The organism is Saccharopolyspora pogona (assembly GCF_014697215.1).
Taxonomy (GTDB): domain Bacteria; phylum Actinomycetota; class Actinomycetes; order Mycobacteriales; family Pseudonocardiaceae; genus Saccharopolyspora; species Saccharopolyspora hattusasensis.
This window is the reverse complement of the sequence record NZ_CP031142.1, coordinates 4,146,311-4,172,424: the sequence shown is the minus strand read 5'-3', so window position 1 is coordinate 4,172,424 and position 26,114 is coordinate 4,146,311. Positions and strand designations below refer to the sequence as shown.

The 26,114-nt window shown below is 65.3% G+C and carries 24 protein-coding genes and 1 pseudogene; 10 read left to right on the top strand and 15 right to left on the bottom strand.

Features of this window, described 5'->3' with window-relative positions; all coding sequences use genetic code 11:
• The first annotated feature begins 4 nt into the window (after positions 1-4).
• The gene (locus DL519_RS18915; RefSeq protein WP_190816728.1) at positions 5-1,345 is read left to right on the top strand and encodes a hypothetical protein; all 1,341 of its coding nucleotides are present in this window, start codon (positions 5-7) and stop codon (positions 1,343-1,345) included.
• Here the strand turns inward: DL519_RS18915 and DL519_RS18910 are convergent.
• Positions 1,342-2,340 (bottom strand): hypothetical protein, encoded by a 999-nt coding sequence (locus tag DL519_RS18910; protein ID WP_190816726.1) that lies wholly within the window; start codon positions 2,338-2,340, stop codon positions 1,342-1,344. The genes DL519_RS18915 and DL519_RS18910 overlap by 4 nt on opposite strands.
• Positions 2,341-2,353: 13 nt before the next feature.
• Positions 2,354-3,799, bottom strand: coding sequence for an NF041680 family putative transposase (locus DL519_RS18905; protein ID WP_223838947.1), 1,446 nt, complete (start codon positions 3,797-3,799; stop codon positions 2,354-2,356).
• 1,010 nt (positions 3,800-4,809) lie between these two features.
• On the opposite strand from DL519_RS18905, the gene DL519_RS18900 reads away from it, so the two are divergent.
• Positions 4,810-5,184, top strand: coding sequence for a hypothetical protein (locus tag DL519_RS18900; protein ID WP_190816724.1), 375 nt, complete (start codon positions 4,810-4,812; stop codon positions 5,182-5,184).
• Positions 5,185-5,918: 734 nt separating this feature from the next.
• Here the strand turns inward: DL519_RS18900 and DL519_RS18895 are convergent.
• Genes DL519_RS18895 through DL519_RS18875 form a run of 5 tightly spaced genes read right to left on the bottom strand, consistent with a single transcriptional unit; the run spans position 5,919 to position 9,870 of the window.
• Positions 5,919-7,238 carry a tyrosine-type recombinase/integrase gene (locus DL519_RS18895; protein ID WP_190824627.1) on the bottom strand — a complete coding sequence of 440 codons (1,320 nt, stop codon included), beginning with the start codon at positions 7,236-7,238 and terminating at the stop codon, positions 5,919-5,921.
• Positions 7,235-7,576, bottom strand: coding sequence for a helix-turn-helix domain-containing protein (locus DL519_RS18890; RefSeq protein ID WP_190816722.1), 342 nt, complete (start codon positions 7,574-7,576; stop codon positions 7,235-7,237). Before DL519_RS18890 ends, DL519_RS18895 begins: the two co-directional genes overlap by 4 nt.
• A 52-nt stretch (positions 7,577-7,628) precedes the next feature.
• On the bottom strand, positions 7,629-8,378 hold the full coding sequence (locus DL519_RS18885; protein ID WP_223839247.1) for a deazapurine DNA modification protein DpdA family protein: 750 nt from the start codon (positions 8,376-8,378) through the stop codon (positions 7,629-7,631).
• Positions 8,378-8,956: a VUT family protein gene (locus tag DL519_RS18880; RefSeq protein WP_223839246.1), complete on the bottom strand. Its 579-nt coding sequence runs from the start codon at positions 8,954-8,956 to the stop codon at positions 8,378-8,380. Before DL519_RS18880 ends, DL519_RS18885 begins: the two co-directional genes overlap by 1 nt.
• Positions 8,953-9,870 carry an adenine nucleotide alpha hydrolase family protein gene (locus tag DL519_RS18875; RefSeq protein WP_190816720.1) on the bottom strand — a complete coding sequence of 306 codons (918 nt, stop codon included), beginning with the start codon at positions 9,868-9,870 and terminating at the stop codon, positions 8,953-8,955. Before DL519_RS18875 ends, DL519_RS18880 begins: the two co-directional genes overlap by 4 nt.
• 29 nt (positions 9,871-9,899) lie before the next feature.
• Between DL519_RS18875 and DL519_RS50170 the strand changes: the two genes are divergently transcribed.
• On the top strand, positions 9,900-10,070 hold the full coding sequence (locus DL519_RS50170; protein ID WP_397545097.1) for a hypothetical protein: 171 nt from the start codon (positions 9,900-9,902) through the stop codon (positions 10,068-10,070).
• Positions 10,071-10,658: 588 nt separating this feature from the next.
• Here DL519_RS50170 and DL519_RS50165 read toward each other — a convergent pair.
• Positions 10,659-11,342, bottom strand: a pseudogene (locus tag DL519_RS50165) (DNA cytosine methyltransferase); the annotation flags it as partial.
• Between the two features lie 45 nt (positions 11,343-11,387).
• On the opposite strand from DL519_RS50165, the gene DL519_RS18865 reads away from it, so the two are divergent.
• Genes DL519_RS18865 through DL519_RS18855 form a run of 3 tightly spaced genes read left to right on the top strand, consistent with a single transcriptional unit; the run spans position 11,388 to position 13,886 of the window.
• Positions 11,388-12,281 (top strand): tyrosine-type recombinase/integrase, encoded by an 894-nt coding sequence (locus DL519_RS18865; RefSeq protein WP_190816718.1) that lies wholly within the window; start codon positions 11,388-11,390, stop codon positions 12,279-12,281.
• A complete protein-coding gene (locus DL519_RS18860) occupies positions 12,282-12,614 on the top strand; it encodes a helix-turn-helix domain-containing protein (RefSeq protein WP_190816716.1) in 333 nt (110 codons plus the stop codon).
• Between the two features lie 45 nt (positions 12,615-12,659).
• Positions 12,660-13,886 (top strand): hypothetical protein, encoded by a 1,227-nt coding sequence (locus DL519_RS18855; protein WP_190816714.1) that lies wholly within the window; start codon positions 12,660-12,662, stop codon positions 13,884-13,886.
• A 62-nt stretch (positions 13,887-13,948) separates the two neighbouring features.
• Here DL519_RS18855 and DL519_RS18850 read toward each other — a convergent pair whose 3' ends face one another.
• From DL519_RS18850 to DL519_RS18830, 5 genes are read right to left on the bottom strand one after another with little or no spacing between them, the layout of a single operon-like run.
• A complete protein-coding gene (locus DL519_RS18850; protein ID WP_190816712.1) occupies positions 13,949-15,484 on the bottom strand; it encodes an ATP-binding cassette domain-containing protein in 1,536 nt (511 codons plus the stop codon).
• Positions 15,481-16,281, bottom strand: coding sequence for an ABC transporter permease (locus DL519_RS18845; RefSeq protein WP_190816710.1), 801 nt, complete (start codon positions 16,279-16,281; stop codon positions 15,481-15,483). Before DL519_RS18845 ends, DL519_RS18850 begins: the two co-directional genes overlap by 4 nt.
• A complete protein-coding gene (locus DL519_RS18840) occupies positions 16,278-17,204 on the bottom strand; it encodes an ABC transporter permease (RefSeq protein WP_190816708.1) in 927 nt (308 codons plus the stop codon). Before DL519_RS18840 ends, DL519_RS18845 begins: the two co-directional genes overlap by 4 nt.
• 1 nt (position 17,205) lies before the next feature.
• Positions 17,206-18,393, bottom strand: coding sequence for a hypothetical protein (locus DL519_RS18835; protein WP_190816706.1), 1,188 nt, complete (start codon positions 18,391-18,393; stop codon positions 17,206-17,208).
• The gene (locus tag DL519_RS18830) at positions 18,390-19,961 is read right to left on the bottom strand and encodes an ABC transporter substrate-binding protein (protein ID WP_190816704.1); all 1,572 of its coding nucleotides are present in this window, start codon (positions 19,959-19,961) and stop codon (positions 18,390-18,392) included. The genes DL519_RS18835 and DL519_RS18830 overlap by 4 nt, the downstream gene beginning before the upstream one ends.
• A gap of 152 nt (positions 19,962-20,113) precedes the next feature.
• On the opposite strand from DL519_RS18830, the gene DL519_RS18825 reads away from it, so the two are divergent.
• On the top strand, positions 20,114-20,779 hold the full coding sequence (locus DL519_RS18825; RefSeq protein ID WP_190816702.1) for a helix-turn-helix domain-containing protein: 666 nt from the start codon (positions 20,114-20,116) through the stop codon (positions 20,777-20,779).
• A 485-nt stretch (positions 20,780-21,264) separates the two neighbouring features.
• Here the strand turns inward: DL519_RS18825 and DL519_RS18820 are convergent, their stop codons facing one another.
• Positions 21,265-22,059, bottom strand: coding sequence for a 2-keto-4-pentenoate hydratase (locus DL519_RS18820; RefSeq protein ID WP_190816700.1), 795 nt, complete (start codon positions 22,057-22,059; stop codon positions 21,265-21,267).
• Positions 22,060-22,355: 296 nt separating this feature from the next.
• Between DL519_RS18820 and DL519_RS18815 the strand changes: the two genes are divergently transcribed.
• Together DL519_RS18815 and DL519_RS18810 are read left to right on the top strand one after the other, a co-directional pair.
• Complete coding sequence (locus DL519_RS18815; RefSeq protein ID WP_190816698.1) at positions 22,356-24,050, top strand: MFS transporter; 1,695 nt, start codon at positions 22,356-22,358, stop codon at positions 24,048-24,050.
• Positions 24,037-24,240 (top strand): tautomerase family protein, encoded by a 204-nt coding sequence (locus DL519_RS18810; protein ID WP_190816696.1) that lies wholly within the window; start codon positions 24,037-24,039, stop codon positions 24,238-24,240. The genes DL519_RS18815 and DL519_RS18810 overlap by 14 nt, the downstream gene beginning before the upstream one ends.
• A 54-nt stretch (positions 24,241-24,294) precedes the next feature.
• Here the strand turns inward: DL519_RS18810 and DL519_RS18805 are convergent, their stop codons facing one another.
• Positions 24,295-25,206, bottom strand: coding sequence for an SDR family NAD(P)-dependent oxidoreductase (locus DL519_RS18805; protein ID WP_190816694.1), 912 nt, complete (start codon positions 25,204-25,206; stop codon positions 24,295-24,297).
• A 36-nt stretch (positions 25,207-25,242) separates the two neighbouring features.
• On the opposite strand from DL519_RS18805, the gene DL519_RS18800 reads away from it, so the two are divergent.
• Positions 25,243-26,040 (top strand): enoyl-CoA hydratase/isomerase family protein, encoded by a 798-nt coding sequence (locus DL519_RS18800; RefSeq protein ID WP_190816692.1) that lies wholly within the window; start codon positions 25,243-25,245, stop codon positions 26,038-26,040.
• The last annotated feature ends 74 nt before the right edge of the window (positions 26,041-26,114 follow it).

Genomic DNA, 26,114 nt, shown 5'->3' with positions numbered 1-26,114 from the left:
CGGGATGAAAGACAGCTTCTGGGCCGAAACCCGGAGCCATGCCGAACAGCAGCAGCACGCCGGCAACCGGAGCGACAGGGTGTGGGCCTACTTCGAACCCGCCCCCATCGAGGCGCAAGTCCGGCAACCCGACCCGAACTCCGCCACCCCCGGGGACTGGCTCCGCGCCGTGCTCGCGGCCGCGCTGCTCGCCGGTGCCCTCGGAGTCCTGGGCTGGATCCTCCTGCAACGCCTGACGCCGGTTCCGGTAATCGCTTGGTTGACGATGGTGGGAAGCGGTGGGTCCGCGGCCAGGGCGGGCTTCGAATGGCGGTACCGGACTCATCGCCTCCGCGCCAAGGAAAGCGAGCACGTCGGCCACGTCGAAGATCGCGAGGCTCCTGAAAAAGGTTTCGCTAACCGGGTCGATCACGCGTTCCAGCACTACGCCCACAAGTACGTCCCTCGCGGCGTGGACCGCTCGGTCTGGCTGGCTGAGACCCGCGGCATCCGCACCACTCTCCGCGACGAAGTCGTCGAGCTCTACGGGGAAAGCAGGATCCCCATCGGTCGGGTCACCTGGCTCATCCGGTTCCTGATCCGGGATGTCCGGCGCCGATGGAGCCAGAACCTCCTGTTCGCCTACCGCCAGCAGTACCGGACATCGCCGTCCACCCAGGCCTGGTGCCTGTCCGGCATCGCGGTGGGTGTCCTGGCGGCCGGCGTCGTCGTCGAGGCGGCCGTGCGGACGGATCCACTGCCGGCACTGGCCGGCGTGCTCTTAGCGGTGGTGGGTGGACGTGCCGCGGCCCTGCGGTGGTGGCACCTCCTTTCCAGACAGCGGCGATTCACTGAGGAAACCCGGGAATGCGCACGCGAGAAGGAGGCCCGCGAAGCCGAGTACCAGCGTTGGAAGGCCAAACTGGCCGCCACTCGCCCCACCGAGGAGGAGATCGAAACTTGGCTGCGGTGTGACAGGGCCCTGCTCGTCGACGAAGCGCTGCGCCACTACCGCCTCGCCTGGCGCGATATCACCGCGTACACGATCGTGCAAACCCCCGCCGAGAACTACAAGCGAGCACGCGTCAATCGCGGCCCGTGGCGCTACTCGAAATACGAAGTCCGCCTGTTCCTCATCACCACGGAAGGCGTGCGGGAACTAGCCAGGCAACTCAACGTCGAACACGGCACCTTCCACGGCCACGAACGCGGCCACTTCCGCTTCGACGCCGTCTCCTCACTTCGCGTACTCGAATCCGGCTACGACCACACTCTCGAGCTGACCCTCTCCAACCTGGCGGCGGGCAGCCGCCTTCGATTCTGTTGTCCCCACAAACACATGATCGCCTGGCGGCTACCCTACTAGGATGCCCCCGATCCTTGGTCTCTGCTAGAAAATTTGTCCGCCCTTCGAGGGACTCCAGTCCAGTCATCTTCGAAATATCTACCCTCGATTATGTCAAGGAAAATCTCGGCTCCCTCCTCGTCGAAATCGAACTCATTATTTTCATTGAGAATAGATCGCGCGCGCGCATCACTCTGCGTGACCGCAAGAAAGTTTTCAGCTGTTAGAACTTTGCGACTTCTAAGCTCCTCAATCCTCGCAGAGAGCCCATGTAGTCGAACTGCGGCCGACACCTTTTTCTTGCCAAAAGCTTGCAGCGAGTCAATACTGCGCCCAGACAGGGAAATTTCGGATCCGATTAGGTCGCTAGCCTTCTCTATGTATTCAGGAACCTGAGCTCGCGAAAGTCCAACGTCGGTGAATAGATTTTTGAGGACCGTAGGGGAAAATCCGGCGACCTGTCCATCAAATATTACCGCGTCAATCGTTTGATCGAAAACAAAGACGGGGTTTTCTTCCAATTTTTTAAGTGAGTCGCCATATTTGCACCAGCGCCGACCCGGCTTGAACAGAATCCGCGGGTTATCTTTCCGAATGAAGACCGCCCAGCCCTTAGTTTGCTGCCACGCAATCGCATAGAACAACGGCTTGAAGTCGATTAATTCTGCCCGGCCAAGTACTTCTAATCCGCCGGGGTTTTGCAACTCTTCGATTAGCGCGGAAGGTGATGGATCGAAGTTTGCCTCAGCTTGAGATTGGACTTGCGCGCAAAGAGGGGTCGCGTCGGTTGCGTTCATTGAAGTAGTCCGACAAGCTTGTTCAATTTCGGCATTCGATAGAACAAAATACTCATCCGTCGGATCTAGAGCCGCATGAGCTTCAAAAACTCTAGGCTTGCTGGACAGTAGGCGTCCTACGGCAGCCTGAGATACAGCTTCAACCGATTCATGCAAATCTCTATGCAACTCTATTCGGGCAACCTCGAACCCCTTGCCTCTTCTTTTTCCCAGCAGCAAGTAAGCTTGGGTTTTAACCTGCTTGCTTCTTTCCGGCGGGTTGCCGGGTGTCCGTTTTTTCGGTTTTTTTGCGGACGGGATGGCGTTGAGCAGGACCGGAGCGGGAGCCTGGGGGCCGCCCTGGGCCGGGCCGGGTGGGTTTCGGCACACGCGCGGGGGTCCCGAGACGATCATGGATGTGGCGAAACCCGCGGCGTACCCGGTGCGGGCTTAACGGCCGGTCTGGCTCGGGGCGTCGTTCCCAGGGACGCCGCAGGTCCGTGGTGAGGTTGCGGGCGAGTCTGAGTTGGGTGTAGGCGGCGATCGTCAGCCAGGTCCACCGGTCCTGCTGGGCGGGTGTGCGGGTTTTCGCCGCGGTCCAGCCCAAGGTCGACTTGGCAAAACGGAAGAAATGCTCGATGTCGAACCGCCGTAGGTAGACCCGCCACAGCATGTCCAGATCCAGTGGGACGCCCTCGGGGGCGGCCCACCACAGCCACAGGTCCTTGTGCGGGGCGCGTCCGTCGGGCAGGTGTTCCACGCGGACGTGCACGACCGTGCCGGTGACCACGGGTAGTTCGCTACGGTCGGCGAACCAGCCGCGGGCTTGGATCTTCGGCGACAGCCCGGACCAGGCATGCACCTCAACCCGTCCGTAGCGGTCGGTGTCCACGGTCAGCGTGGCGTCCGGGGTGTGCCAACTGGTGGGGCTGGCGCACTCGAAGCGGGCGCCGTATTTCGGTGGCCGCCCGGTCCTGCCAGGCACCCGCGGCGGCGGTGGGCGGTGAAACACCCGATCGTCACGGTCGAGACGGATCAGCAGTTGCACGTCCACATCAGACACCGCGTCGGTCATCGCGGTAGCCGGATAACCAGAGTCCATCACCACCATCGGTGGAAGGCGGCCCGCTCCACCCGTGCGCCCGGCGGCGCGCAGACGAGTAGCCAACTCCCGGATCTGGGCGGCGGTCACCGCCACGAGATCATCGTCGGGATCCATCCGGACCGCATCCACCGGCGACACCCACGACGAACGACCCCACTGGATGCCCGCAAGCCACGCATAGTTCCAGCCAGGGATCGTCTTACGGTCACCGTCACAGCGACACGACGTATGACAGTGACCGCGATCCGCCGAGCACTCCGCATCCGGTCGCGGGCACACGGTCACATCAGCGGTGAACAGAAGCGGTCCCTCGTCCGCCGCGGCAGGCAACCCATCCACCAGCACATCCCGTACCCCGGCGGCGTCGATCTCCCCGGCCGCCAACGCGTCGTACAACGCGCCATGCCCCCGCCGGAACACCGGCGACAGCGACAACTCCACCAACGAGGTCACCGGCCGCTCACCGCAGGACACCGCATCGCAGAGCTCGAACAACGCATCCGCCCGAGCCGACAGACACCGGTAAAACCCATCCCGGAACCCGGTCACAGCCCCGAACTCGACCGCCTGGCGGTCATCCTGCACACTGATCACGACAGCCCTTGGTTGATCTTCTTCTTTCGTCAGAAGCATGATCACCCAAGGGCTGTTCCCATGATCAACCGGGGCCACAACAACACCCAAAGGTTAAAACCCAAGGTAAGGGTCACCTGACAAATCAATGTGTCGCCAAACATTGCTATTGCCATTACTACTCATGGTGATCATTATGCCACACCCTGTGAACGACCAAAAGGCCCCCTGTTAGTCCAGATACTTCGATCATGTCTCCCCTACGAGGGAGGCGTCGAGTTACCACCAAGACCTTCGCATTATCGACAGATCCGCGAGCTACGCGGTAACCGAGCGCGTACAGGGTGGGATTGATTAATGCCAGGTCTGACTTGATGTAAATAATCAAGGCAACTGTAAAGTAGATCGCGTATGCAATCCAGTCTCCAGAATTCTGGGGAAGATTCCCCAAGAATGGAAGAAGATAAGTGGCAAGGTATCCGGATACTTGTGTACCCTCGTCGGACAGCGAATGTATAGACGTTTTTCGAATTGAATGCTTTCGGCTGCCTCTTATTAGTCTAATTCCGTCAAGTAATCCAAAAATGAAGAATGCGCTGAATGCTACGGTCGCAAGCCAGTCCTGCTGTCCGAAAAATCGGGCGGCGAACATTGCGCCAAGCGGGGAGTAGGATATCGCGAACAGTCGTGTACGCGCGACCTGAAGGGTTTCTCCCCTTGGGGAAGTCATATCTGAACTATACTACACGGCACCGACGGTCCTTTTCAAAGGAAGCGTCGACGTCGTTTCCGGAGGGTGCGATAAAATTAGATGCTATTTGTTCTGATTGCTTGGTTTTGCTCTTTTAGGTATTCGTGTGCCTAGTAGGGCAGTCGCCAATTGATGTTTGACCTGGTGTGATGCGCTTGGGGAAGCTGCGTACATGGGGGTAGCCGCCAGGCGATCATGTGTTTGTGGGGACAACAGAATCGAAGGCGGCTGCCCGCCGCCAGGATAGTGACGGCAGGCCCGGAAGAAACGGGCCGAGTTGATGGAGTTGCTGGAATCGTGCTTCGCGCGGACGGAAACGTGGCCGCATGCGGGCAAGTACGTGCCGGCGCTGGTTAGCGGGCTGCCGAAGCGGAACAAGTTGACGATCGCCCAGCATGCCGGGGACCGGTCACCGGACCGGACGCAGCGGCTGCTGAAGCGGGCGTCGTGGGATGAAATGACCGCCGGGATGAGCCAGGTCAGGAGGTTCGCCGCGGCGGGCCTGGACGACGCCGCGCGGCGTAACCGCAGGAAAGGCGGCACGACGGGTCGGAGCGCTGGACGAGACCGGGCACGGATGTCCCCGATGGCCGGACCGTCGCGGTCGGCGCTGCCCCGTGGCGCTCTGGAACATCGCCGATCGCGGCAGGCTTGAGCGGCTCGCAGACCTGCGCGAAGTGCGGGCGGCCGACGCGCTGGCCTTCCACGGGAACGTGCTCGCCGTCGCGGCCACAGCGGCGCGGCGGGCCGATCTGCTTGTTGGTGGACGTCGCCGATCCCGCACAGCCCAAGCCCTTGGGGTGGTGGCCGCCGTGAGCCCGGCGGATCTGGCGTTCAGCCCGGACGGCCGCACGCTCGCCACCGCGAGCGGCCCACCGGTGATATGGGATGTCACCGACCCCACCAGGTCGGTCGCGGTGGAGCAGCTGACCGGGAACTCGTCCGACACGTCCGCTGTGGCGCTCGACCGCGATGGCCACGGCGAGGCGACCGCGAGCAACGATCCGCGGAACCCTGCGGCGCTCCTGTGGAACACCGGCGACCTGCTGGAGGTGCGACCGAATTGGCCTGCGCCGCCGTCGGTCCCGGCTTCACCGAGCAGGAGTGGGACCAGTACGCACACCGCCTGCCCTACCAGCAGCTCTGCCCGTGACCGCGCCGGTTACAGGGCCGCTCCTCCAGCCTCGAGGGTCGCTGCGCGATCGCTGACGCGACGGCCTACGGCCCGCCTTGACCCTGGAACCCCTGCGGCCCCGCGCCGGGCAGGACCCACGGCCCTGCCCGCCACAACACGCGGCGCGATCACCAACTCCAAGATCCCTACAAATCAAAGTCTCTAGGGTTTGAGGGGATTGACAGGGACGTTGGTCGACTCGCTACCGCGATTAGCTAGTGAGCGCTGGCGGATGGTAGGCCGATCAGGGCTAGTTGTCGGGGTGTGAACTGGGCGAGGGCTTGTTTCCAGCGATCTTGTAGGGCGTTGATGAGGGCTTGTTCGACCTGTTGTGATACGTGGGAGTAGATGTCTTGGATGTCGTCGTCGAGGGCGTGGCCGAGTCGGCGTGCTTGCGCGATTTCGGGGACGCCGGCGTCGATGAGCCAGGTTTTGTGGCTGTGGCGTAGTCCGTGGAATGTCAGTCCTGGTTTGACGGGGTGGGTGCGGATGCGTGGCTTGACGCGGTCGAGGTTGCCGTCGGTTGCGGGGCGCATGGCGCGGCGGGAGAAGTTGCTTCGTCGGGGGTGTTCGCTCTCGGTGGTCACGAATACGTGGGGGTGGGTGTGCGTGTTCAGGTGGGAGTGCAGGGGGCTGATGAGGAACGGGGGCAGGGTGATGGTGCGGGCGGATTCAGCGGTTTTGGGTGGGCCTAGGCTGAAGCGGCCGTTGACTTCGTGAAGTGCTCCGTTGTCGGGGTCGATGACGATGTTTCCGTCGTCGAGGTGCGTGTTGTGTCGTTGGAGTCCGGTGAGTTCACCCCAGCGTGCTCCGGTCCATCCAGCGGTGATGATCAGGAGACCGGACCAGGGGCCGATGAGCGCCGCGGCTTGGATGGCGATGCGAAGGACCTGTTCGGGGGTGGCCCAGAGGCGTTCACGTCGCTTGCTGCGTGAGCGTTTGCCGCGTCGTTGTGGGCGGATCGGGTTAGCGGCGATGAGTTTCTCGTCCGTTGCGTCGGCGAGCATCATCGCCAGGATCTTGATCATGGTTTTGGTGGTGGATTCGGAGTAACCGGTGGCTCGTTTTTTCTTGCGCCAGGCGGAGACGGAGATGCCGGTGATGTCAGAGAGCGCGGTGTCGCCCCAGCGGGGCATGATGTGGTTGTTGATCAGGCTGAGGTACTGGGCTTCGGTGGTTTCGGCGACGTCGAGCGCGTCCAGCCAGGTTGCGCTCCACTCGGCGAGAGTGATCTTGCCAGCTGCTGGGTCGATCCAGGTCCCCTTGCGTTGTTCGCATTCCATGGTGCTGATGTGGGCTTCAGCGGCCGTTTTGGTTGGGAATCCCGGGATGGAGCCCAGTGTGCCGTCATCCTTGAGGTAACGAACCCGCCAGGAGCCCTCGCCGCGTTTCTTCCGCCCATGCCATAAGTTTCCCCTGTATCTCGTTGCGGTGGATGTTTTGACGGACAGATGGACGCTCCTACGGGCACAAAGGGCAAGTGGGCGCACCACCTGGCGGCGTAGATCTTGATAGGCCTGTATGGCAGCGGTCAATTCACTTTGCGTGGTCGGCCTCGACGCGCCCGAACAGGTTGCGCCCCGTCCTCGACAATGGTGCGGAGGTCCGTGGCGGAGAAACGCAGATGTCGGCCGATGAAGGTGCACGGGATTGATCGGATGCCGGCTTTGCGGCGCAGCCATGTTTCCTTCACCGACAGGAGCTCGGCGGCTTCGGTCGGGGTATACAACGGCAGCAGTGCATCGCCGGGAGTGTCTTGGGAAGCATCGCCTGATGTAGGCGCGGTGAGGCGGTCGCGGTCGTCTGCGCTAGAGGTGTGTGGTAGCGGGCGATGTTGCCGACTGTGCGGCTGTGTCTGCTGAGATTTACGCATACTCAAATGCTGCCGGTGTGGAGTGTGGTTGCCGGTCGTGTTTCGATCGGTGTTAGCTGGCATGGTGAACTGGCTTTCCGTGCTGCTGCACATCGATGTTGGCTACGGGGGCGACTACCTGGCGATGTTGCGTGGCTTGTATCGCCGAGGGCGTGCTGCGCCGCCGAGTGGGTCCGGGTGCGACTGGCAGGTGGACGGCGATCGGCGCATCGGCATAACGCCCCAGTCCCAAGACTTTCGCGCCGAAGGCGTGTAGCCGGTACCCGCGGGCGGCCAGTGACCGCATGATTTGCTCGACCTCCGCTGTGGGCTGGCGGCGGCATACGCTGCCCACACCGAGCAGAGGTAGCGTGGCTAGGTCCACACCTTCCTTTTCATACAGGTCAGCGCACCAGTGGTAGTCGCTGATGCTCTGGCCCTGGAGTACGGCGATGAACGGCAGATCGGGTGCGATTTCGCGTAACCGTAGGTAATTGGTGACGGTGCGACGTTGGTGGGTGCGCACTGTCGACCCGGTGCGAGCCAGGATGTGCGCTTCGGTCATGTGGTCCATCGGTGCGGCCCAGGCGAGGTGGCCGATCTCGGTGGCGTAGCGGCGCACGGCTGCGGTGTAGGTGCGTTCGTCGATGAGCCATCGGCCGTGCAGGGACAGTTCGGTGAAGCCACCGGAGTCCAGTGCCCACTGTCCGGTGGCGGGTGGAAGGGTGCGGCGGCCGGCCAGGCGCCGGTGAGAAACCAGCAGAGGGACGCCGAGATCGCGGGCGAGCCATGAAGGCTGATGCGTGCCGAGAAAGAATCTCATCACCGCATCACCCGCCGAGTCGGCTTCGCGACGAGCAGCACCGTGACGGTGAGTGTTGTGGCGACCGTTTTGCCGAGAATCTGACCAGGCACCGAGGTGAAGGAACCGAACGCCAGCGGCACGAACAGCACACTGTCGGTGACTAATCCGGTGATGTTCGAGCCCAATACCGCGCCTACCCGCGACCGGGTACGGAGCCTGGCGTACACGCCTGAATCGACGGCCTCGGATACGACGAACGCGACCACGCTTGCCGAGGCGATCTGCGGGGTGGCCAGCAACCAGGACATCCCTGCCCCGAGCGTGATCGCGACGAGTACCCCTCGCCTTCCGAGTGCCTCGTGCAGCAGGTCTCGCAAGGTCAGCGTCACTCCGGCCCACGCCGTGCCCGCTGGCACGGCAATCGACCCGACGAGCAGGACCGGCCAGTGGGTGGAGGCCCAGTTCGCGATGACGACCGTTGTGGCGAAGGCGACCAGCCCCACGAAACCCAGGCAGGTGTTCCGGTGGGCGGTCGCATCGGGAGGTTTGCGACGGTTGTGCGGTGTTGTCGCGGGCACGCAACGTTGCGTCGTCATGCCGCACGGTCCCCGGAGATCTGGGTGCCGGAGCGGCAGGACCACGGCGAGCAGCCATCCGGCTCGTCGTCCTCATCGGGGACGGCGGCGAGGTGGGAGTGCCGCGTGGCCGTGGCGGGCTGATCGAGGTCGACTTGGTCAAGCGGTCTGCAGGAGCGGTGCAGGAAGTACTGCCCGCGCAACGGCTGGCCTTGTTCGGTGGCGTGCGGGTAGCCGTCGCGAATGGCCTTGTCGAACTCGACCGCGTCACGCCACCCATCCGGGTCGTGGTCGCGAATCCACCGCCAGCCCGCGTTTCCGTGAAACGGGCATCCCAGACAGGCTGATTTCACGGTGTGACCGAAGCCTTGCTCGGCGAGATAGTCGACGCAGGTGTCGCGGTCCCACCCGAGTTCCAGCAGCGGAAACCGGTTGCGGAGATAGCGCACGTCGGCGTCCTTGGCCCGATGCAACTCATCCGAGCTGATCCCGATCGCCTGTTCCGCGTCGAGTCCTGTCGGCACTCGCTTGGGATGGGGATAGCCCAGAAGCTGGCGTGCTGCCTTTTTCAGCGGGACGATCTTGTACTCGCTGGTGCACTGGCGCCGGGCGAGTCCTTTCGAGCCGTCCGCGTTGAGCACGTGCAGCGGCATGGACACGAACCGGTGGCGGGGGTCCAGCGCATCGGTTTTGATGTTGCCACCCGAGACCGTGCGCACCTGGATACCGAACCCCTGCGCGTGGGCACGCAGGCTCTCGAGGTTCGCGTAGACCGCGCGCGGTTCCCATCCGGTGTCGGCGAACAGCGCGTAGTCGAACCGTGGGATCGCCCCTTCGCAGGCCAGCAACAGTACCGCCGTGCTCTGTACACCAGCGCCTAAGGACAACAACCGAAGAGCCGGGCCAGGGTCGTGCTCCGGGGTTCGGTGAGTCATGCGGCCCTCACCTGCCGCGCATTGTCGGTGTGATCGTCGGTGAGGGCGGCAAGGTCGCCCAGCAGCAGCGCTACCGCGTAGGCGGCATGTTGAGGGACGACGCCGTTGCCCAGGGCCCGGAGTTGGGCGGTGCGGGGCAGAGGGAGGTCGGTGACCCACCCGGGTGGGAGGCCCATGAGGTGTTCGACGAAGGCTGGTGAGAGGACGGGGCGGCCGTGCTTGCCTGGCTGGGTGGGAAACGGTGTGCGGCGTCCGAGTATTCGTTCCCACCGGTGGATCGCGCTTGTATAGGCGCCCCAGTCCACCGCGTGATCATCGGCTGTGGGCGGCAGCTCATCGTTTCGTGCGGTGTCGCTTTCGGTCAGGGGTTGTTGCCGGGTGTGGTGAGGAGACGGATGACTGCGGAGGGCAGCATCAGGTCTCCTTTGGAACCGCGCTGTGCCGGGCACCCCTTTGTGCCGTCGGTAGCTCGGGGTGTCGGCAACAAGACCTCGGTGGCCACCAACGGCAGCACCTGCTGCGACAGCGGCGGCCGGAACCCCGTTCCGGCTTGCCGTCCGGGTGTTCCGGTGTCCGAGGCTCGCGGAGTTGGGAGAGGTCGTGTCTGGTCGGGCAGTGATGGGCCGCCCTGCTGCGCCCGGTGGGTGCAGTTCTTGGCGTCTGACGCCGTCGGTGTCGGCAGTAGCCGTAGATGGTCGAGTAGGGAGGGGCCGCCCTGTCTGCTGGCTGCGCTGATTCCGTTGGAGGTTCCGTCGTGTGCGGTGGGTGTGGGCATCATCCGTGTCGTGATGGTGGGGCCAGGCGAGGAGGAAGACGCGTTCTCGTTGGTGCGGGGCGCCGATGTCGCTGGCGCGAATGCTTCGCCATGCCGCGTCATACCCTGCTTCGGCCAGGTCGCCGAGTACTCGGTGCAGGCCGCCGTTTTTCCAGCGGAGCGCGGCGACGTTTTCCACGACGAACAGTGGTGGTCGTAGTACGCGAAGACCCGCCATGATGTCGGTCCACAGGCCACTGCGTTCGCCTTTCTCGATGCCTTTGCGCCGCCCGGCGCCGGAGATGTCTTGGCAGGGGAATCCGGCGATCACCACGTCGACCGGTTCCACCGCGCGCCAGTCGATCGTCCGGAGGTCTCCGTGGTTGGGAGAGGTGGGCACGCGGTGCGCCAGCAGCGCGGCGATGTGGGGGTCGGGATCGGCGCACCACGCGATGCTGCCCCCGCCGAGCGCGGCAAGGACGCCGAGGTCGAGTCCTCCGACTAGTTCTTCGATCTGAGTGTCCGCGAAGGACAGTGGGCGGGGCGTTACGCTGTGTTCAGAACTGCTTGGGGTTACGGAACTTTGGGCAAACAGTACGACATCGCTCGTGTTTGGTGGCTTCCTTGATCGCTGCTGCCCGCAGACCAGCGACCTCCTAGGTCGGACAGCTCGGATCGGCGTAGTGATGTTGCTTCGGGATTTCTGAAGTGGTTTCATTAAGCCTGATCTCATTACGGGTTGTGTGAAGGTGAGGGGTGTGGGTTGGCAGTCGCGGCGGTTCGAGACCTGCGGTCGCATCGGCCGACTGCCTCGCCGGACGAGCTTGAGCAGTTTGAGGTCGACGTGATGGCCGGGTTGGTGCTGGCCCGGTCCTCGGCCGGGATGGCGGATAGCACTATCCGGGGCGACCTGAGCAACCTGCAGCAGATCCGGGACTGGTTCGGCCGGCCGCTGTGGGAGATGGGTCCGTCCGATGCGGACGCCTACTTCGGACGCGAACTGCGTGGGGCGCCGAGCGGAACGCGGCTGGCGCGAGCGAGCGCGCTGTCGCTGTACTTCGAGTTCCTGGAGTTGCGACACAAGGTCGAGCTGCACTCGATGACCGGCCGGATCGTGGAGTGCCCGCTGGATGAGGTGAACCGACCGCGTGGCAACGACATCCGTTGGGAGCTGGGCAGGTTCGGCAAGCTCCACGTTCGACTCGGTAAGGGCTCGCGCGGCTCCGGACCAAGGGAGCGGATGGTGCCGTTGCTCAACGACGCTGGACGCACCCTGCGCTGGTTTATCGAGGATGTGTGGGGGCAGTTCGGCGATGATCACACCCGACATGGCGCGCCGTTGTTTCCCTCCGAGCGCCGCCACGTTGACCAGTCGCGGTGCCGGGCCAGCTACAACGCGCTGCGGGTTGGGCTGGCCGAGGCGACGGCTGAGCATCTGCCGTCGTGGGCCGGTCGGCTGACGCCGCACGTGCTGCGGCACTACTGCGCTTCGCAGCTCTACCTCAACGGCGTCGACCTGATCTCCATTCAGGGGATGTACGGCCACGCTTGGGTGGCCACCACGATGAAGTACGTCCATGTGCAGCGCAGCCGGATCGAGGATGCCTGGATCGCCGGGCAGAAGCGCGCGGCCGCCCGCCTGGAAGGACTGATGTGAATGCGGTGGAACCTGCGTCTGGCGGCGGCGAATCGTGGCATTTGGCAAGCGTCCGACTTGCAGCGCCTGCTGGCCGAGCGCGGCATGGTCGTCTCGCTGGGCAAGATGTCGCACCTGTGGTCCGGGCAGCCTGCGTCGATCAAGCTGGCCGACCTGGAGGTGATCTGTGCGGTGCTGGGCTGCGAGGTCGGCGAGTTGCTGATCCCGGAACCGGAAACCGTGCCACAGCCCGACACCGACACCGCCGAGAAGGAGCACGTCGCGGCCAACGAACGCCCGACGCCGCGCGTGGTGCCGCGCCGGCGCGACGGCCGATCCCTGCCCCCGGCCTGACCAGTGGTCGCCCGGGACGGCAGTGCCCAGAAGATTCCTCGGTCGGTGACGAGCTGCGCTGAATGCTTCGCCTGGGGTGAGACCTACGCGCAGGGTGTGTGCCTGGCCTGCTACAACTTCGCCGCCGCTCGCTTCGGGCAACACGTCGGCATCTGCGCGGCCTGCCGCCGGGAAGTCCGGCTGAAGAAGGGCTACTGCCGGTTGTGCTGGTGCCAGGCCCGCGAGGACCGCGCCGTCGCCGCCGAGGACGCACGATCCCGGGTCGTGCTCGCCCCCTACCTCCCGCGGGTGCGGTTCCATCAGCTGTTCCTGGCCGGGATGACCAAGAAGCGCGGCAAGCCGCGCACCAGCCCGCGTCGTTACGGCGAGAAAGGCAGACCGCTCAAGCCCGCGCCGGCGCCGTGTGTCCGCCCGGCCGGCACCGGCGTGCAGCTCGTGTTGTTCGGCACCGAGGAACTCACTCGCTCGTTCGAGAAGGTGCGGTTCGACCTGCGCACCGCGCCCGTGCCGGACAATCCGTGGCTGGCGTGGGCGCTCTACCTTGCCCACACTGTCGCCGAGACGCGTGGCTGGGCGCCGACCGCTCGCCGGGCAATGCAGCGCGCCCTGGTGCATCTGCTGGCCAACTACCGCGCGGACGAGCTCGTCAAGGCGTCCGAGGTGCGCTCCGTTGCGTCCGGATTTTTCGTGAACGTCAACAACGCCAACGGAATCCTCGACGCCATGGGCATTCTGGTCGAGGACCGCCCGCCCATTTTCGACCGGTGGCTGGACACCAAACTCGACGGTCTTGCACCAGGCATCGCGGGCCCCACGCGCCGGTGGGTACTGAGCCTTCGCGACGGCGGACCCCGCAGCCACGCTCGACACCCGGATACCGCGCGGGGCTACCTGCGTTGGGCGCTGCCGGCGTTGCGGGACTGGTCGTCGCGCTACGACCACCTGCGCGAGGTCAACCGCGACGACGTGCTCAGCCACATCCAGCCGCTTCGAGGCGACACCCGCAACAGCACCGTGACCGCACTCCGCTCGCTGTTCACCTGGGCGCGGCGAGCCGGTGCCATCTTCCGCAACCCCGCCACCCAGATCCGACTCGGTAAGCGGGAGCACCCGATCTGGCAACCGCTGACCGCCACTGACATTGCCGAGACGGTCGCGGCGGCCAGACCGTTCTCGCCGTCCTGGCTAATTGAGATCGGCGAGTTCAGGGATGTGTTGGACTTGCATCCTTACGGACCACCGAGGAGCGGACTGTTGCGTGTCGAGCGGTAGGACCTGATGATCCAGCGAGCGGACGAGTTTGCCCCAAGTGGCAGATCGATCAGGCCCCACGCTCACCTCGGAGCGGCTAGCCGTCCCGGCACGGCGGCAAGCAGCTCGCGGGTGAACGGAGTCGCCGGCGAGGCCAGCACGTCGACGGTGGTTCCGGATTCATCGATCCGGCCGTCTCGCATGACCGCGAGCCGGTCGGCCGAGGCCGCGACCACGGCTAGATCATGAGAGATCAACAGGTACGCCAACCCGTGCTTGCGCTGCAGCCCCTGCAGCAGCGTCAGGATCTGGGCCTGCGTCACGGTGTCAAGCGCGGACACCGGCTCGTCGAGGACAACCAGATCCGGCCGCGGCGCCAGCGCACGGGCGATGGCCACACGCTGGCGCTGCCCACCTGAGAGAGCTGTCGGCCGCCGGCGCGCGACCTCGGCCGGCAGTGCGACGTCGTCGAGCAGTTCGCGCACCCGCCGGCTTCGCTCGGCGACACCAACGCGCAACGCTCGCAACGGCTCCGCGATGATCCGGCCGACGCTCATCAGCGGGTCGAGCGAGGCATACGGATTCTGCGCGACGAACTGCACACGCGGACAGCCGACCGCGATGGGCTCTCCGTCGAGCAGGATGCTCCCGCCCGTCGGCTCCACGAGCTGGGTGATCATGCGTGCGATCGTGGACTTGCCCGACCCGGACTCACCGACCAGTCCCAGGGTGCTGGCCCGGCCAAGCGTGAACGAAACGCCGTCCACCGCGACCGTGCCTGGGTACGTCTTGCTCAGATCACGGACCTCGAGCAGCGGTTCCGCCGCTGCCGGCCGTGTGGCTCGTGGTCGTGGTGCTGAGTCGAGCAGGAGGCGGGTGTAGGCCGCCTGCGGTCGGCCGAGCACCTGCGCCGTGGGGCCGTCCTCCACGATCCGGCCGTCGGACATGACGGCGACGCGATCGGCCCGGTCCTCGGCGACCCCGAGGTCATGCGTGATCAACAGGACGCTTGTGCCGTCGTGGGCAGCGACGTCTTCGATTAGGTCCAGCACGGTCTTCTGCACAGTGGTGTCGAGCGCGGAAGTCGGCTCGTCGGCGACGAGCAGCGCGGGTCGGCCGGCCAGCGCCATGCCCAAGAGCACCCGCTGCCGGTACCCGCCGGAGAGCTGATGCGGGTAGCGGCCGAGCACCCGGTCCGGGGCGGGGATGCCTACCCGGTTCAACGCCTCGGTCAACGCGTTGTCGCCCAACGGCCGATTTCCCGCCAGCCGCAAGGCTTCCGTGAGCTGAGCGCGCACGGTCATCAGTGGATTGAGCGCGGACCCGGGGTCCTGCGGGACGTACGCGATCCGTCGCCCACGCAATCGGCGCCACCTGCGGTCGGGGAGATGGTCGACCCGCTGGCCGTTGAACGTGACGCTGCCCGCGTGCACCCTGGCCGTGTCCGGGAGCAGGCCGACCAGCGCGTGCGCGAGCGTCGATTTTCCTGACCCTGACTCGCCGACAACGGCCACTATCTGTCCTGGGTGGACGTTTAGATCGATCCGGTCCACCGCAGGTCGATTCTGGCGGGACGAGTCGTAGCCGACCGTCAGGCCACGCACGGCGAGCAGTGTCATCGTGTCTCCGATCGCAGAATGTGTCCGAGATGGTTGGCCGCGAGCACGACGGCGACGATGACAAGACCAGGCACAGTCGTCAGCCACCACGCCGAGGCGAGAAAGGGCCGCCCGGCAGCGATCATCGAACCCCACTCGGGCTCCGGCAACGGGGCGCCGAACCCGAGGAAGCTGACGGCCGCGACGGTGAGGATCGCGTTGCCGAGCTCTAATGTGGCCAGTGCGACGATCGGGCTCGCGGCGTTGGGCAGCACATGGGTCAACAGGACGGTCGGGCGGCTCGTGCCGCAGACCACTGCTGCCTCGACATAACCGGCTTTGCTGACACGGATCACCTCGGCACGCGTGATTCGAGCGAATACCGCCGAGGAGGAAAGGCCCACGGCCACTGCCACGTTGCTGGTCCCGGGACCGAGCACCGCGATCACTCCGAGCACAAGGAGGAACGACGGCACGGCGAGCAACACCTCGACCGCCCGCATGATCACGTCATCGACGAAACCGCGTGTCGTGCCCGCAACCAGGCCGAGCGCCGCGCCCGCCAGCACCGCGATGGCCACCGCGAGGACCGCGGCCTGCAACGACGGTGCCGCCCCGTGCACGATCCGGGCGAGCAGGTCCCGGCCGAGTTCGTCGGTGCCGAACGGGTGTAACGCCTCTGGTGGCCGCAGCCGCTCGGCGAGATCACCGCGCAGCGGGTCGGCGGGGGAGAAGACGCTTGGTGCGAGAGCTGCGGTCCCGGCCAGGACCAGGACAGCGGCAGACGGCGCGACCCCGAGATTGCGCAGCCGGGTCATCGTGCGCGCTCCCTCGGGTCCACCAGCGGATACGCCAGGTCCACCGCCAGAGCGAGCAGGGTTACGACCGCTGTGGTCACCGTGACCAAGCCCTGCAACATCGGCAGGTCCCGGCTTGTGACCGCTGACTCGATGAGCCGACCGAGCCCGTTGCGGGCGTAGATCGTCTCGACCACGACCGAGCCGGACAGCAGCCAGCCGACCAGCAGCGCCACCATTGTCAGTGCGGGCATAGCGGCGTTGCGCAGCGCGTGAACAGACACGGCGCGGGCGCGTGAGGCGCCTTTGGCTCTCGCGGTGTCCACATAGGTCTGTTGCATCTCCGCGGTCAGGCGCGGCAGCAGCACCTGCGCAACGAAGGCCGACGACGGCACCGCCAGAGTCACGGCCGGCAGGACCAGACCGGCGAGCCCGTCGTCGCCGCGAGCCGGAAACAGCCGAAGCCCGAAGGAGAATGCCTGCAACAGCACCAGTCCGAGCCAGAACGTCGGCACGGACAGCGACAACCCGGGCAGGCTGCCGAGCAGCCGGCGCAACCACGGCTGGCGCGTGTGCGCGGCCAGCCAGGCGATCAGGAACCCGACGGGGACAGCCAGCAGCAACGCGGCGCCAGCCAGTGCGAGGGTGCGTGGTGCAGCCTCGGCGATCGTCGCGCCGACACCGCGTCCGGTCTGGAACGAGGTGCCGAAGTCGCCGCGTACGGCATCGAGCAATCCGTCGACGTAACGCACGAGCGCTGGCCGGTCGAGGCCGTACGCGGCCCGCAGCGCGGCCACCCGCGCCTCGTCGATCGCGTTCTCTGGGCCGATCATGATTCGCACCGGGTCCGCGGGCAGAAGATAGAACGCGGCGAAGGTGAGGGTGTAGGCCGCCAACACCACGACGGCGGCCTGCCCGATGCGCCGCACAACGAATCGGCGCACGTCAACTCCGGATGTCGAGCAGCACATGTTGCCCGCTGACGTCCTGGCCGGTGTAGAGCACCACATTGCCCGGTCGCAACCGGCCGAGCAGCGCCAGAGTCAGAGCGCGCTGGCCACCGGTCGGGATGAGACTACCGTCCGGCACCGACACCGCACCGTCCTCGCGGAGTACCGCGCACCCAGACCACGAATTGTCCACTGCAGACGTGTTACGCGGACTGTCTTGATGGGGCGGTCGGCTGGCGTAACGGTGACCGCGCAGCGCCTGCCCGAGGTCCACCCTCCACTCGTGGTCGTCGAATCCGACCACCAGGGTCAACGTGCGGGTCCCGCCGGGTCCGGGTGAGCCGGGGACGAGCCGGTCGAACAGCTCGACCACCTCGACCTCGCCTGCCGCCCTCGTAGGTGCGGACAACGTGTTCACGGACAGCTGCTCTGCGTGCACGAAGAAGGCGAGGTCCTCGGGGACGAGCTTGGTTTCGCGCCAGGTCAGCAGGTAGACCGGACCGAGCAGCGGACCGTCCAGCGCGACCGGCGGCAGGACGACCACGCCACCGTGTTGGAAGCCGTACGCGCCATCGACGTGTTCTGCGGTGACGGCTTCTGCGGCGAACCGCACGATCGCGGCGTGCGGGACTCGCCTGGTCATCACCTGGACGGCGAACCAGTCGCGGGTGTCTCGCAGCCGGGTCAGTCCGTCCGCGTCGGCGAGCAGGAGCACCTCCGCCGGGTTAGTGAACGGGATGAGAGCGTCCCGCAGCAGCACGAGTTGCCAGAGCCACTCGTTGTAGAGGTTGCGCGCCGCGTGCAGACCCGCGTCGGCCGTGAGCCGTTCGGCCACCGGCGGGATCCACGCGTAGCCGACACAGCTGCTCTGGATGTCGACTGGACCAGACACGCCTGACGGGCGGGCACTCCGGACGAGGTCCAGGACCAGCGAGGACACCGCCTCGACGTTTTCCGTCAGCTCCCGGCGGACCTCCTGGTCTGCGAGTCCGGTGTCGAGCCGCAATGTCGCGTACGGACCCGACGTGCTCAGGCTGGCCGCCAGCCCAGCGACGAACTCTGCACGGGTGGCCTCGCCACCACCGGCGGCGGCGACCGCCGACTCCAGCAACGTGTGCGAGGCAGCGACGAAGGTCGCTGCGTCCACCGCACGCCCACCGGCGAAGTCGTTCCACGCGTTCATGACCGAACCTCCGCATCCTGGAATACCGGTCGGCCCGACGCGTCGAGCCGGACACCGCTGACTCGGGGCGCCAAGCCCACCGATGAGGCCTGTTCGAAGAGGGGAATGCCGTGCCCGCCGGCCAGGATCGCCTGGGCAGCCGCGTCGACAGCGCGCACACGCTCGGTGGGGTCCAGCACCGTGGCGATCCTCGCGATGGCGGTATCGACCTCGTCGGGCGTGGTGCGCCGAAGGGGATTCGCACTCTTCACCGGGTACAGGCTCGCCAGCACTGTGGGATCTCCGCGGGTCACCGTCCAGGACACGAAGTCGTAGTCGCCCGCGCCCTGCCGGGCGCTGTTGGTCGCGTCGTCGAGAGGAGTCGGGCGCAGTTCGATCCCGGCCTCGGCCAACTGCTGCGCGATGAGCTGGTAGACGGCGCCATAGCGTTCGGTCGCTGAATAGACAAGGGTGAAGGACAGCCGATCTGCGCCCTTGGCTCGTACACCGTCCGTGCCGGGCCGCCAGCCAGCCGCGTCGAGCAGTCTCGCCGCTTCGCGTGGATCGAACGCCAAGTTCTGGGAGCGGTTGGCGTAGCCCGGCGTAGTGGTGGCCAGCACGTCGGTCGCGGGCCGTTCACCCGCCGACAACAGCGGCGCGAACTGGGACCGGTCGATGGCGGCGCCGATGGCGCGCCGCACGGTGGGATCGCTCAGCGCAGGCCTGGACTCGTTGGGCAGCAACGTGTACACGACACCGGGTCGGGTGCCTGACAGCAGCCGTGGCCCCTGGTCGCTGAAGGACGGCTCGTCCTGCTGGAGCACCTGCAAGTCGGCGTCCAGCTGCCCGGAGAAGAGGCTGCCGTGCCGGGCACTCGGATCGGTGACGATGGCGAAGGTCAACTTTCGTATACGCGGTGTATCCCGGTGGATGGCCAGGTCGCTCGCCCATGCGTATCCGGTGCGTGCGGACAGCCCTGCCTCCTCGTTGAGCGCGACCCGGTCGAGCACGAACGGGCCGGATCCGACGAGCGTGCCGGCGCAGCGCTCCTCCGCGGTCCGTTCGAGCGTGCTGGGTGAGAGCAATCCGAGCGTGACCATCGAGGTGGCTTGCAAGAACTGCGCGCTCGGGGTCGAGAACCGCACCTCGACGGTGTGCGCGTCGAGAGCGGACGAACCCCCGTAGCCGGCGAGGTAGGTGGTGCCGAGCGGGGACCGTGCGCCCAATCCAGCCACATCGTCGAGGTTCGCGACAACTGCGGCGGCGTCCAACGGGCTGCCGTCGCTGAATGTGACACCGTCGCGAAGCGTGAACGTGAACCGCGTCGCCTGTTCGTCGACCTTCCAGGCAGTGGCGAGCCAGGGCACGATCTTGCCGGTCTTCGGATCCTGGTCGGTGAGCGAGTCCACGAGCTGGCGAGACACCTGCAGATTCGGTGTCTGCGGAGTCTGGTGCGGGTCGAGGCAGTTGACGGGCGCGGCGAGCGCCGCGGTGAGGGAGTCTGCGACGCCGCCGTTCTCGGCGTTGCTTGATGAGCAGGCGGTCAGCAGCGCGCCGCAGCACGCCAATACGGAGATTTGTCGAAGCACGGTGCCGAGTTTGCGAGTTCGGCGACGCGAACCCGGCCTTCCGTTTTCATTGCGTGAAAAGCGCTCACAGAGTGGGACGGCGAACTCGCCGCTCGGACATCGTCCACCGCTGGTGTTAGCTTCGCGCGACGGGGAGCGGAAGGAGCGGGAAGATGCGCCAACGAAGTGTCGCAGCGCGCGTCTTGTCGGTGCTGGACGTGGTGGAGCGTGCGTCGGGCGCGCTGCAGGTCACCCAGATCGCCGAGCGGACCGGCCTGCCCGTAGCCACGGCGTGGCGCATGGTGCGGGAGCTGACCGAGTGGGGCGGCCTCGAACAGCAACCCGACGGCCGGTACCGGCTCGCAACGAGGGTGTGGGCGATCGGCAGTTCCGCACCCTGCGTGCGCCGGATCCAACGGGACACGTCGCGCCACATCCGCGATCTTGCCCATACGACGGGCCGGACCGCCTACCTCAGTGTGCTCGACCAAGACGAGGCCCTCGTGGTAAGCCTGGCCAGGGCGGGTCACGGCCCGCACGACATCCACGAAGGCAGCAGGCTCCGGAACACCAACTCATCAGCCGGCGTCCTGTTCCAGGCGTTCGACGGGCCGGGTACCGACGCCGATCCCGTGCGGGACGCGCACGTCTCGGTACACCGGGACATCATGGGCCGCTCGTCGATGTCTGCCGCGATCAGCAACCAAGCGGGCGCCGTGGTCGCCTCACTCACGCTCGCCAGCGGCAACGGCGAGCCGTGGCATCGGTTCCGACCCGCACTCATCGACGCGGCACGCATGGTCCGGTTCAGCATCTACCGCGACGAGTTGTTCGCATGAGCACCGTGTGGAACCGACGCACTGAGTCTCATGGAAGCGGGGGCCGCCGGGGCTTCGTCGACCAAGGGCTGGGTGGCGCGAGCGGCCGCCCGTGCCATGCGATAGCTGTACGCAGCGGAATAGTGCGTAAAGCGCGTCATGTGGAGCGCGTGTCAACCAGTTCTGCTCGTGCTACGCGTGGGATGTACCCGTACACCCCACGCGTAGCAATGGTTCGATCAGAATCCACTGCGTATCAGTGGTATCCCAGTGGTGGCCGGAGCCGGTATCGGGGACGGTGCCATGGCGACAGGTGGCAGCAGGCCCGATCAGATGCGTTGACGCCGACGCGTTGTGATGCCTGGAGCCTGCATCGCTGCAGCAGCAGCCATCCCGGAAATCGCGGTTGCTCCGGCGCTGGCCGTCGCCATCACGTAATGGGGCTGGCGCGCGGCGTCGGGTGCGCGCTATCTGCGGCAGCGCAATCGTTTCCGTGGCGTAAGAGGTCAGCCACCTGTCACCGTGACGGAGCCGAGGTGGGAGAACTCGGCAGTGACCTGCTGGCCCGGTCCGATGGTCACGGCGTCGGTCATGCCGCCTGTCAGAACGATCCAGCCAGCCTCGAGCTCGATTCCTCGTTCGCCCAGGCTGTTGACCGCTAACGCAAGCGCCTCTGCCGGATGGCCCTGAACAGCGGCGCCCGTGGCCGTGTCGACGGTTCTCCCATCCACGCGCAGCCTGCAGGCCTCGGCAGCGAGATCCAATTCTCGTGGATCTTGCTCGACACCGCCGATGACAAACCGCGCCGAAGACGCGTTGTCCGCCACGACATCGGCAAGAGTGAATTGGAAGTCGGTGTACCGGCTGTCGATCACTTCGAGGCCGCTGTAGACACTCCGCACTGCCGACATCGCGGATGCGGCCGTGACACCAGGCCCGGCGAGCCGCTCGCCGAGTACGAACACGATTTCTGGTTCGACACGCGGATGGATCAGCTCGTCAGTGGGCACGGGTGTCCCGGGCTGGAGAACCATCTTGTCGGTGAGCCACGCCGTGAGTGGCTCGGCCACCCCCATTCGTTCCTGCTTCGCCCGAGAAGTGAGACCAAGCTTTACTCCGATCACCTTCTCGCCGTCGGCCACCTTGCGACCGACGAGCCGATCTTGCACGAGGTATGCGGTCGCCAGATCGAGCTGCGGCCATTCACTTGTGATGCGGGGGCGGTCCTTTCTCTCCCGCTCCGCCCGCAGAAGAAGCTCCGCGGCCGACTCGATGGTCCACTTTGCTGCTTCCTCGGTCATCCAAAGCCTGCCTTCTACCTGAACCTGAGCCTTTGCCAAGGGGCACGGTGCTCGAGCGTCCTACCGCGAAGCAAGACAACGTTCCCGTTGGCCGGAACCACATGAGCCTCACGGCGCTCTTTCGTCGCTGGCCGCTCCACCTGACCGGAGAGTGCCTGCCCGAGGCGGCCTCGATGGCGGCGTTTCCACACATCGGGAACGCAGGTGTTGCCTCGGACACTACCCATATCTAACGTCTGCACATCGTGCCTTCGGCGACCCTTGCCAGGGCAACTCATCGAGGAGGAGGCCCTTCGATGAAGAAACAGGAACTGAAGATCGTCAGCGCATCAGCCGTGGGGACAGCATTCGAATGGTATGATTTCTTCCTCTACGGTTCATTGATTCCCGTTGTGGGTAGTCAATTCTTTGGTGGTTATGGCACTGCGGCGCAGACGGTGTTCGCCTTGCTGACCTTCGCGGTCGGGTTCATCGTCCGACCTATTGGTGCCGTCATTTTCGCGCGGCTCACCGATCTCGTCGGTCGCAAAAAAGTCTTCCTGCTGACCCTGGTGCTGATGGGCGTCTCAACCGTGGCGGTCGGGGTGCTACCAACTTCGCAGCAAATCGGCATTTTCGCCCCCATCTTGCTGGTGACCTGCCGCATCCTGCAAGGACTTGCCGTCAGCGGGGAATTCGGTGCTGCCGTCACCTACGTATCGGAGTATGCGCCCGCCAATCAACGCTCCTTCTTCGTCGGATGGCTGACGGGGACCACGGCCCTCGCCTTCAGCCTCTCCCTGGCGGTGCAGCTCGCGGTGCAGGCTGCTATCGGCGAAGCCGCATTCGAGTCGTGGGGATGGCGCGTTCCCTTCCTCATCTCCGTCCTTCCTCTCGGGCTGTCGGTGTGGATCCGATCCAAGCTCAACGAAAGCCCCATATTCCTCAAGATGAAGGAAGAAGGCACGCACGCGAAGGCTCCGCTGCGCGAGGTGTTCAGCACTTGGCCGCGGATCCGCATGGTGGCGATCGTCTTCGTGATGGCGTCGGCCCAGTCCTTCATCGGCTATCTGTCGACCATCTACATGTTCACCGCCATGAAGACCTATCTGAAGGTCGATTCGTTCACGGTCAACGTGATCTTCATGCTCAACATGCTGATCGGTTTCTTCCTGTGCGTACTGTTCTGCTGGCTGTCTGACCGAATTGGCCGGCGCATCGTGCTGTTCGCCGGTTTGGCGCTCACCGCGCTGCTGGTCTTCCCGATCAACTCCGGTGTGACAGCCGTGGCCAACCCCGAGCTGAACCAAGCACAAGACCGCGTCCAGGTCGCCATCACAGCGAATCCGTTGGATTGCTCATTCCAGTTCAACCCGGCTGGGACGGCCAAGTCCACCACAGACTGCGACCGTGCCCGCGACATACTGAATCGCAACTCGGTCCGCTTCCACATCGTTGATGGCCCGGGGCCCACCACGGTCACGGTGAATGAGACGGCGATCGCCGGCGGTCCACGACTGGAGGCTGAACTCGTCAACGCGCTGAAGGCATCTGGTTACCCGATCGAAGGGTCGTCAGGCACGGTGGCGATCGACAGCGTCGGCGACCTGTTCAGCATGCCGGTTGTTCAGGTCGCATTGCTTCTGCTCCTGCTCGTCGCCCTCGCCCAGATGTCGCAGGGGCCTGCGGCCACGGCCATGGCAGAGCTGTTCCCAACCCGCATCCGAGCGACCGCGCTATCAATTCCCTACCAGTTAGGCGTGGGTATTTTCGGCGGGCTTCTGCCGGCCACCATGGTCGCGATTGGCGCCGAGGTGGGCAGCACCACCGCGGCTCTGTGGTATCCGGTTGGCGCGGTGACTCTCGGCTTGCTCATCCTCGTGTTCACCTTGCCCGAGACCCGTGGCATCGAGCTCGCAGATGTTCGTCTGCCCCGAAGTCGCAGGGCTGATCGCGCTCCGCAGGACGCTACTGGCCACGACCAACGGGGAGTTACCAATGCCGATCATTGACGTTTCGCTGCTGACCGGACGATCCGACGCAGAACTGCGGGGCATGATCGCGGCCGTGCATGATGCGATCGTCGGCAGCCTTGGTGTCCAGTCCGAGACGGTCCGGATCCTCGTTCGGGAGGTACCGCCCGACCGGTGGGCTGCCGGCGGTGAAACCATCGAAGAACGTCGTTCGCGTTCAGGACGATAGCCGGAGGCAGGACGAAGGCGCGGACTGGATTCGTCCGCGCTTTCCCCCTGCGCCTCAGTCCCGGAACCGGGTGGTGCTCCAGCCCCCGCACACCGGGATCGTCACCCCGGTGACAAAGGCAGCATCGTCCGACACGAGGAACGCGACCACATTGGCGATGTCGCTCGGCCTGCCCACCCGCGGTAGGGGACGGGATCGGGTGACGAGATCGTCGAACACCCCCGAGGCTATCTTCGACCGGGTGGCGGGGGTCTCGATCAGTCCTGGCGCTACGGCATTCACGCGGATGTTGCGCCGACCGTAGTCTGCCGCCATTTGGCGTGTGAGGCTGTCCACCGCTCCCTTGGCTGCTGAGTACGGCGCGGAACCCTTCACACCGACAAGCGCGAACGTCGACGAAGTATTCACAATGGCCCCACCCGATTCGCCGAACGTGATGGCGGCTTGCCGGCTCATCGCGAAGGTCGTGTGCAGATTTGTTCGCAGGAAGTAGTCGAAATCCTCGTCCGTGGTCTCAGCAGCGGAGGCATCGCCCCCTTTGCCAGCGATGTTGGCCAGCACGTTCGGGGCGCCGAAGATGCCAGCACAGACGTCGAACACCCGTTCGGCGGCGCCGGGGGCGGTGAGATCCTGCGCTAGCGTCTCCAGGTCACCGCCGCTGGCTTGAACGGCGAGCCGCAGCTCACGCAGACCTTCCTCATCGCGGTCGACAGCGAGTACCTCCGCGCCACGAGAGACGAAAAGAGCGGCAGTCTGCCGCCCGATACCCGACGCCGCCCCCGTGACGATCGCGGTCTTGCCGGTCAACTGGTTGGGCAGCGTTAGATGGCCGAATTCTTGATTCACCGAATCTCCTTGTTCCTGGATGAACGATCCACCGAGGATCAGCCAGCTCCCCATCCGGGACCAGCACGCCTTTCCATTGTCCGAAAAGCTGCCCTGGCAACTCAAGTCCACGTCGAGCACGGTTGGCATGTTCAGCCGAATTCCCACGGAGAAGCCATGAATGAAACGACGACGTACAACACCGGTGTGGCTTCCTTGCAGTTGACCCACACTTCAGACGGCGTCGCGCAGCTCGCGCTCAACCGACCGCATCGGCGCAATGCCCTGGATCGTGAGCTGCTCGACACCCTGCCCACGGTGCTGCGCCAGCTCGACGAAGATCCCGATGTCCGTGCAATCGTGGTGACCGGGAGTAGCGGCGCATTCTGCGCTGGGGGTGACCTCGACATCATCGGTCAGATCATCGATGAGACCCCGGAGACCGCGCGCCAACGGATGGCCCGGGAATTCGCTTCAGCCAGTCTGCTGCTGCGGACGCTCAAACCGACGGTTGCAGCGGTGGACGGTGCTGCCGTCGGCGCCGGTATGGCGCTAGCCCTGGCGTGCGACGTGCGGCTCGGGTCGCCTCGAGCCGTGTTCGCTGCCCCGTTCATCAAGATGGGCCTGGTGCCGGATTTCGGGGTTTCCTGGTTGCTCACGCGGGCGGTCGGTGCGGCGCGTGCCACGGAGATCGCAGTCAGCGGACGCAAGGTCGGCGCCGATGAAGCAGTACGCATCGGCTTGCTCGATGTCGTCGTCCCGGACCCGCTCACCGAGGCGGTCACCAAGGCGAAGCACCTCGCCGCTGCTTCGCCAGAGGCCGCTGGGGCTACGAAGCGCCTCATGCAGGCCAGCGAACGCCAAAGTTATGAAGAGTTGCTAGAGCTGGAGATCGAGGAACAGATACGTGCGGTTCGTTCCGGGAAATTCGCACGGCTATGGGCTGACTGGTCAGAAAAGGTACGCGGCCATTGAACCGCGACCTTTCCTGCCAGCGTTTCCGGCAGACGGGAACCGCTCATTGTCTCGAAGCCTGTACAACTTCGACA

What these genes read in the sequence shown, in the direction of transcription:
- DL519_RS18850 (WP_190816712.1), bottom strand. Translation starts at nt 15,484, where the DNA reads ATGACACTGCTCGCCGTGCGTGGCCTGACGGTCGGCTACGACTCGTCC.
- DL519_RS18835 (WP_190816706.1), bottom strand. Translation starts at nt 18,393, where the DNA reads ATGAACGCGTGGAACGACTTCGCCGGTGGGCGTGCGGTGGACGCAGCG.
- DL519_RS18860 (WP_190816716.1), top strand. Translation starts at nt 12,282, where the DNA reads ATGCGGTGGAACCTGCGTCTGGCGGCGGCGAATCGTGGCATTTGGCAA.
- DL519_RS18845 (WP_190816710.1), bottom strand. Translation starts at nt 16,281, where the DNA reads ATGACCCGGCTGCGCAATCTCGGGGTCGCGCCGTCTGCCGCTGTCCTG.
- DL519_RS18800 (WP_190816692.1), top strand. Translation starts at nt 25,243, where the DNA reads ATGAATGAAACGACGACGTACAACACCGGTGTGGCTTCCTTGCAGTTG.
- DL519_RS18825 (WP_190816702.1), top strand. Translation starts at nt 20,114, where the DNA reads ATGCGCCAACGAAGTGTCGCAGCGCGCGTCTTGTCGGTGCTGGACGTG.
- DL519_RS18890 (WP_190816722.1), bottom strand. Translation starts at nt 7,576, where the DNA reads ATGCGTAAATCTCAGCAGACACAGCCGCACAGTCGGCAACATCGCCCG.
- DL519_RS18875 (WP_190816720.1), bottom strand. Translation starts at nt 9,870, where the DNA reads ATGACTCACCGAACCCCGGAGCACGACCCTGGCCCGGCTCTTCGGTTG.
- DL519_RS18885 (WP_223839247.1), bottom strand. Translation starts at nt 8,378, where the DNA reads ATGAGATTCTTTCTCGGCACGCATCAGCCTTCATGGCTCGCCCGCGAT.
- DL519_RS18815 (WP_190816698.1), top strand. Translation starts at nt 22,356, where the DNA reads ATGAAGAAACAGGAACTGAAGATCGTCAGCGCATCAGCCGTGGGGACA.
- DL519_RS18915 (WP_190816728.1), top strand. Translation starts at nt 5, where the DNA reads ATGAAAGACAGCTTCTGGGCCGAAACCCGGAGCCATGCCGAACAGCAG.
- DL519_RS18820 (WP_190816700.1), bottom strand. Translation starts at nt 22,059, where the DNA reads ATGACCGAGGAAGCAGCAAAGTGGACCATCGAGTCGGCCGCGGAGCTT.
- DL519_RS18900 (WP_190816724.1), top strand. Translation starts at nt 4,810, where the DNA reads ATGGAGTTGCTGGAATCGTGCTTCGCGCGGACGGAAACGTGGCCGCAT.
- DL519_RS18880 (WP_223839246.1), bottom strand. Translation starts at nt 8,956, where the DNA reads ATGACGACGCAACGTTGCGTGCCCGCGACAACACCGCACAACCGTCGC.
- DL519_RS18810 (WP_190816696.1), top strand. Translation starts at nt 24,037, where the DNA reads ATGCCGATCATTGACGTTTCGCTGCTGACCGGACGATCCGACGCAGAA.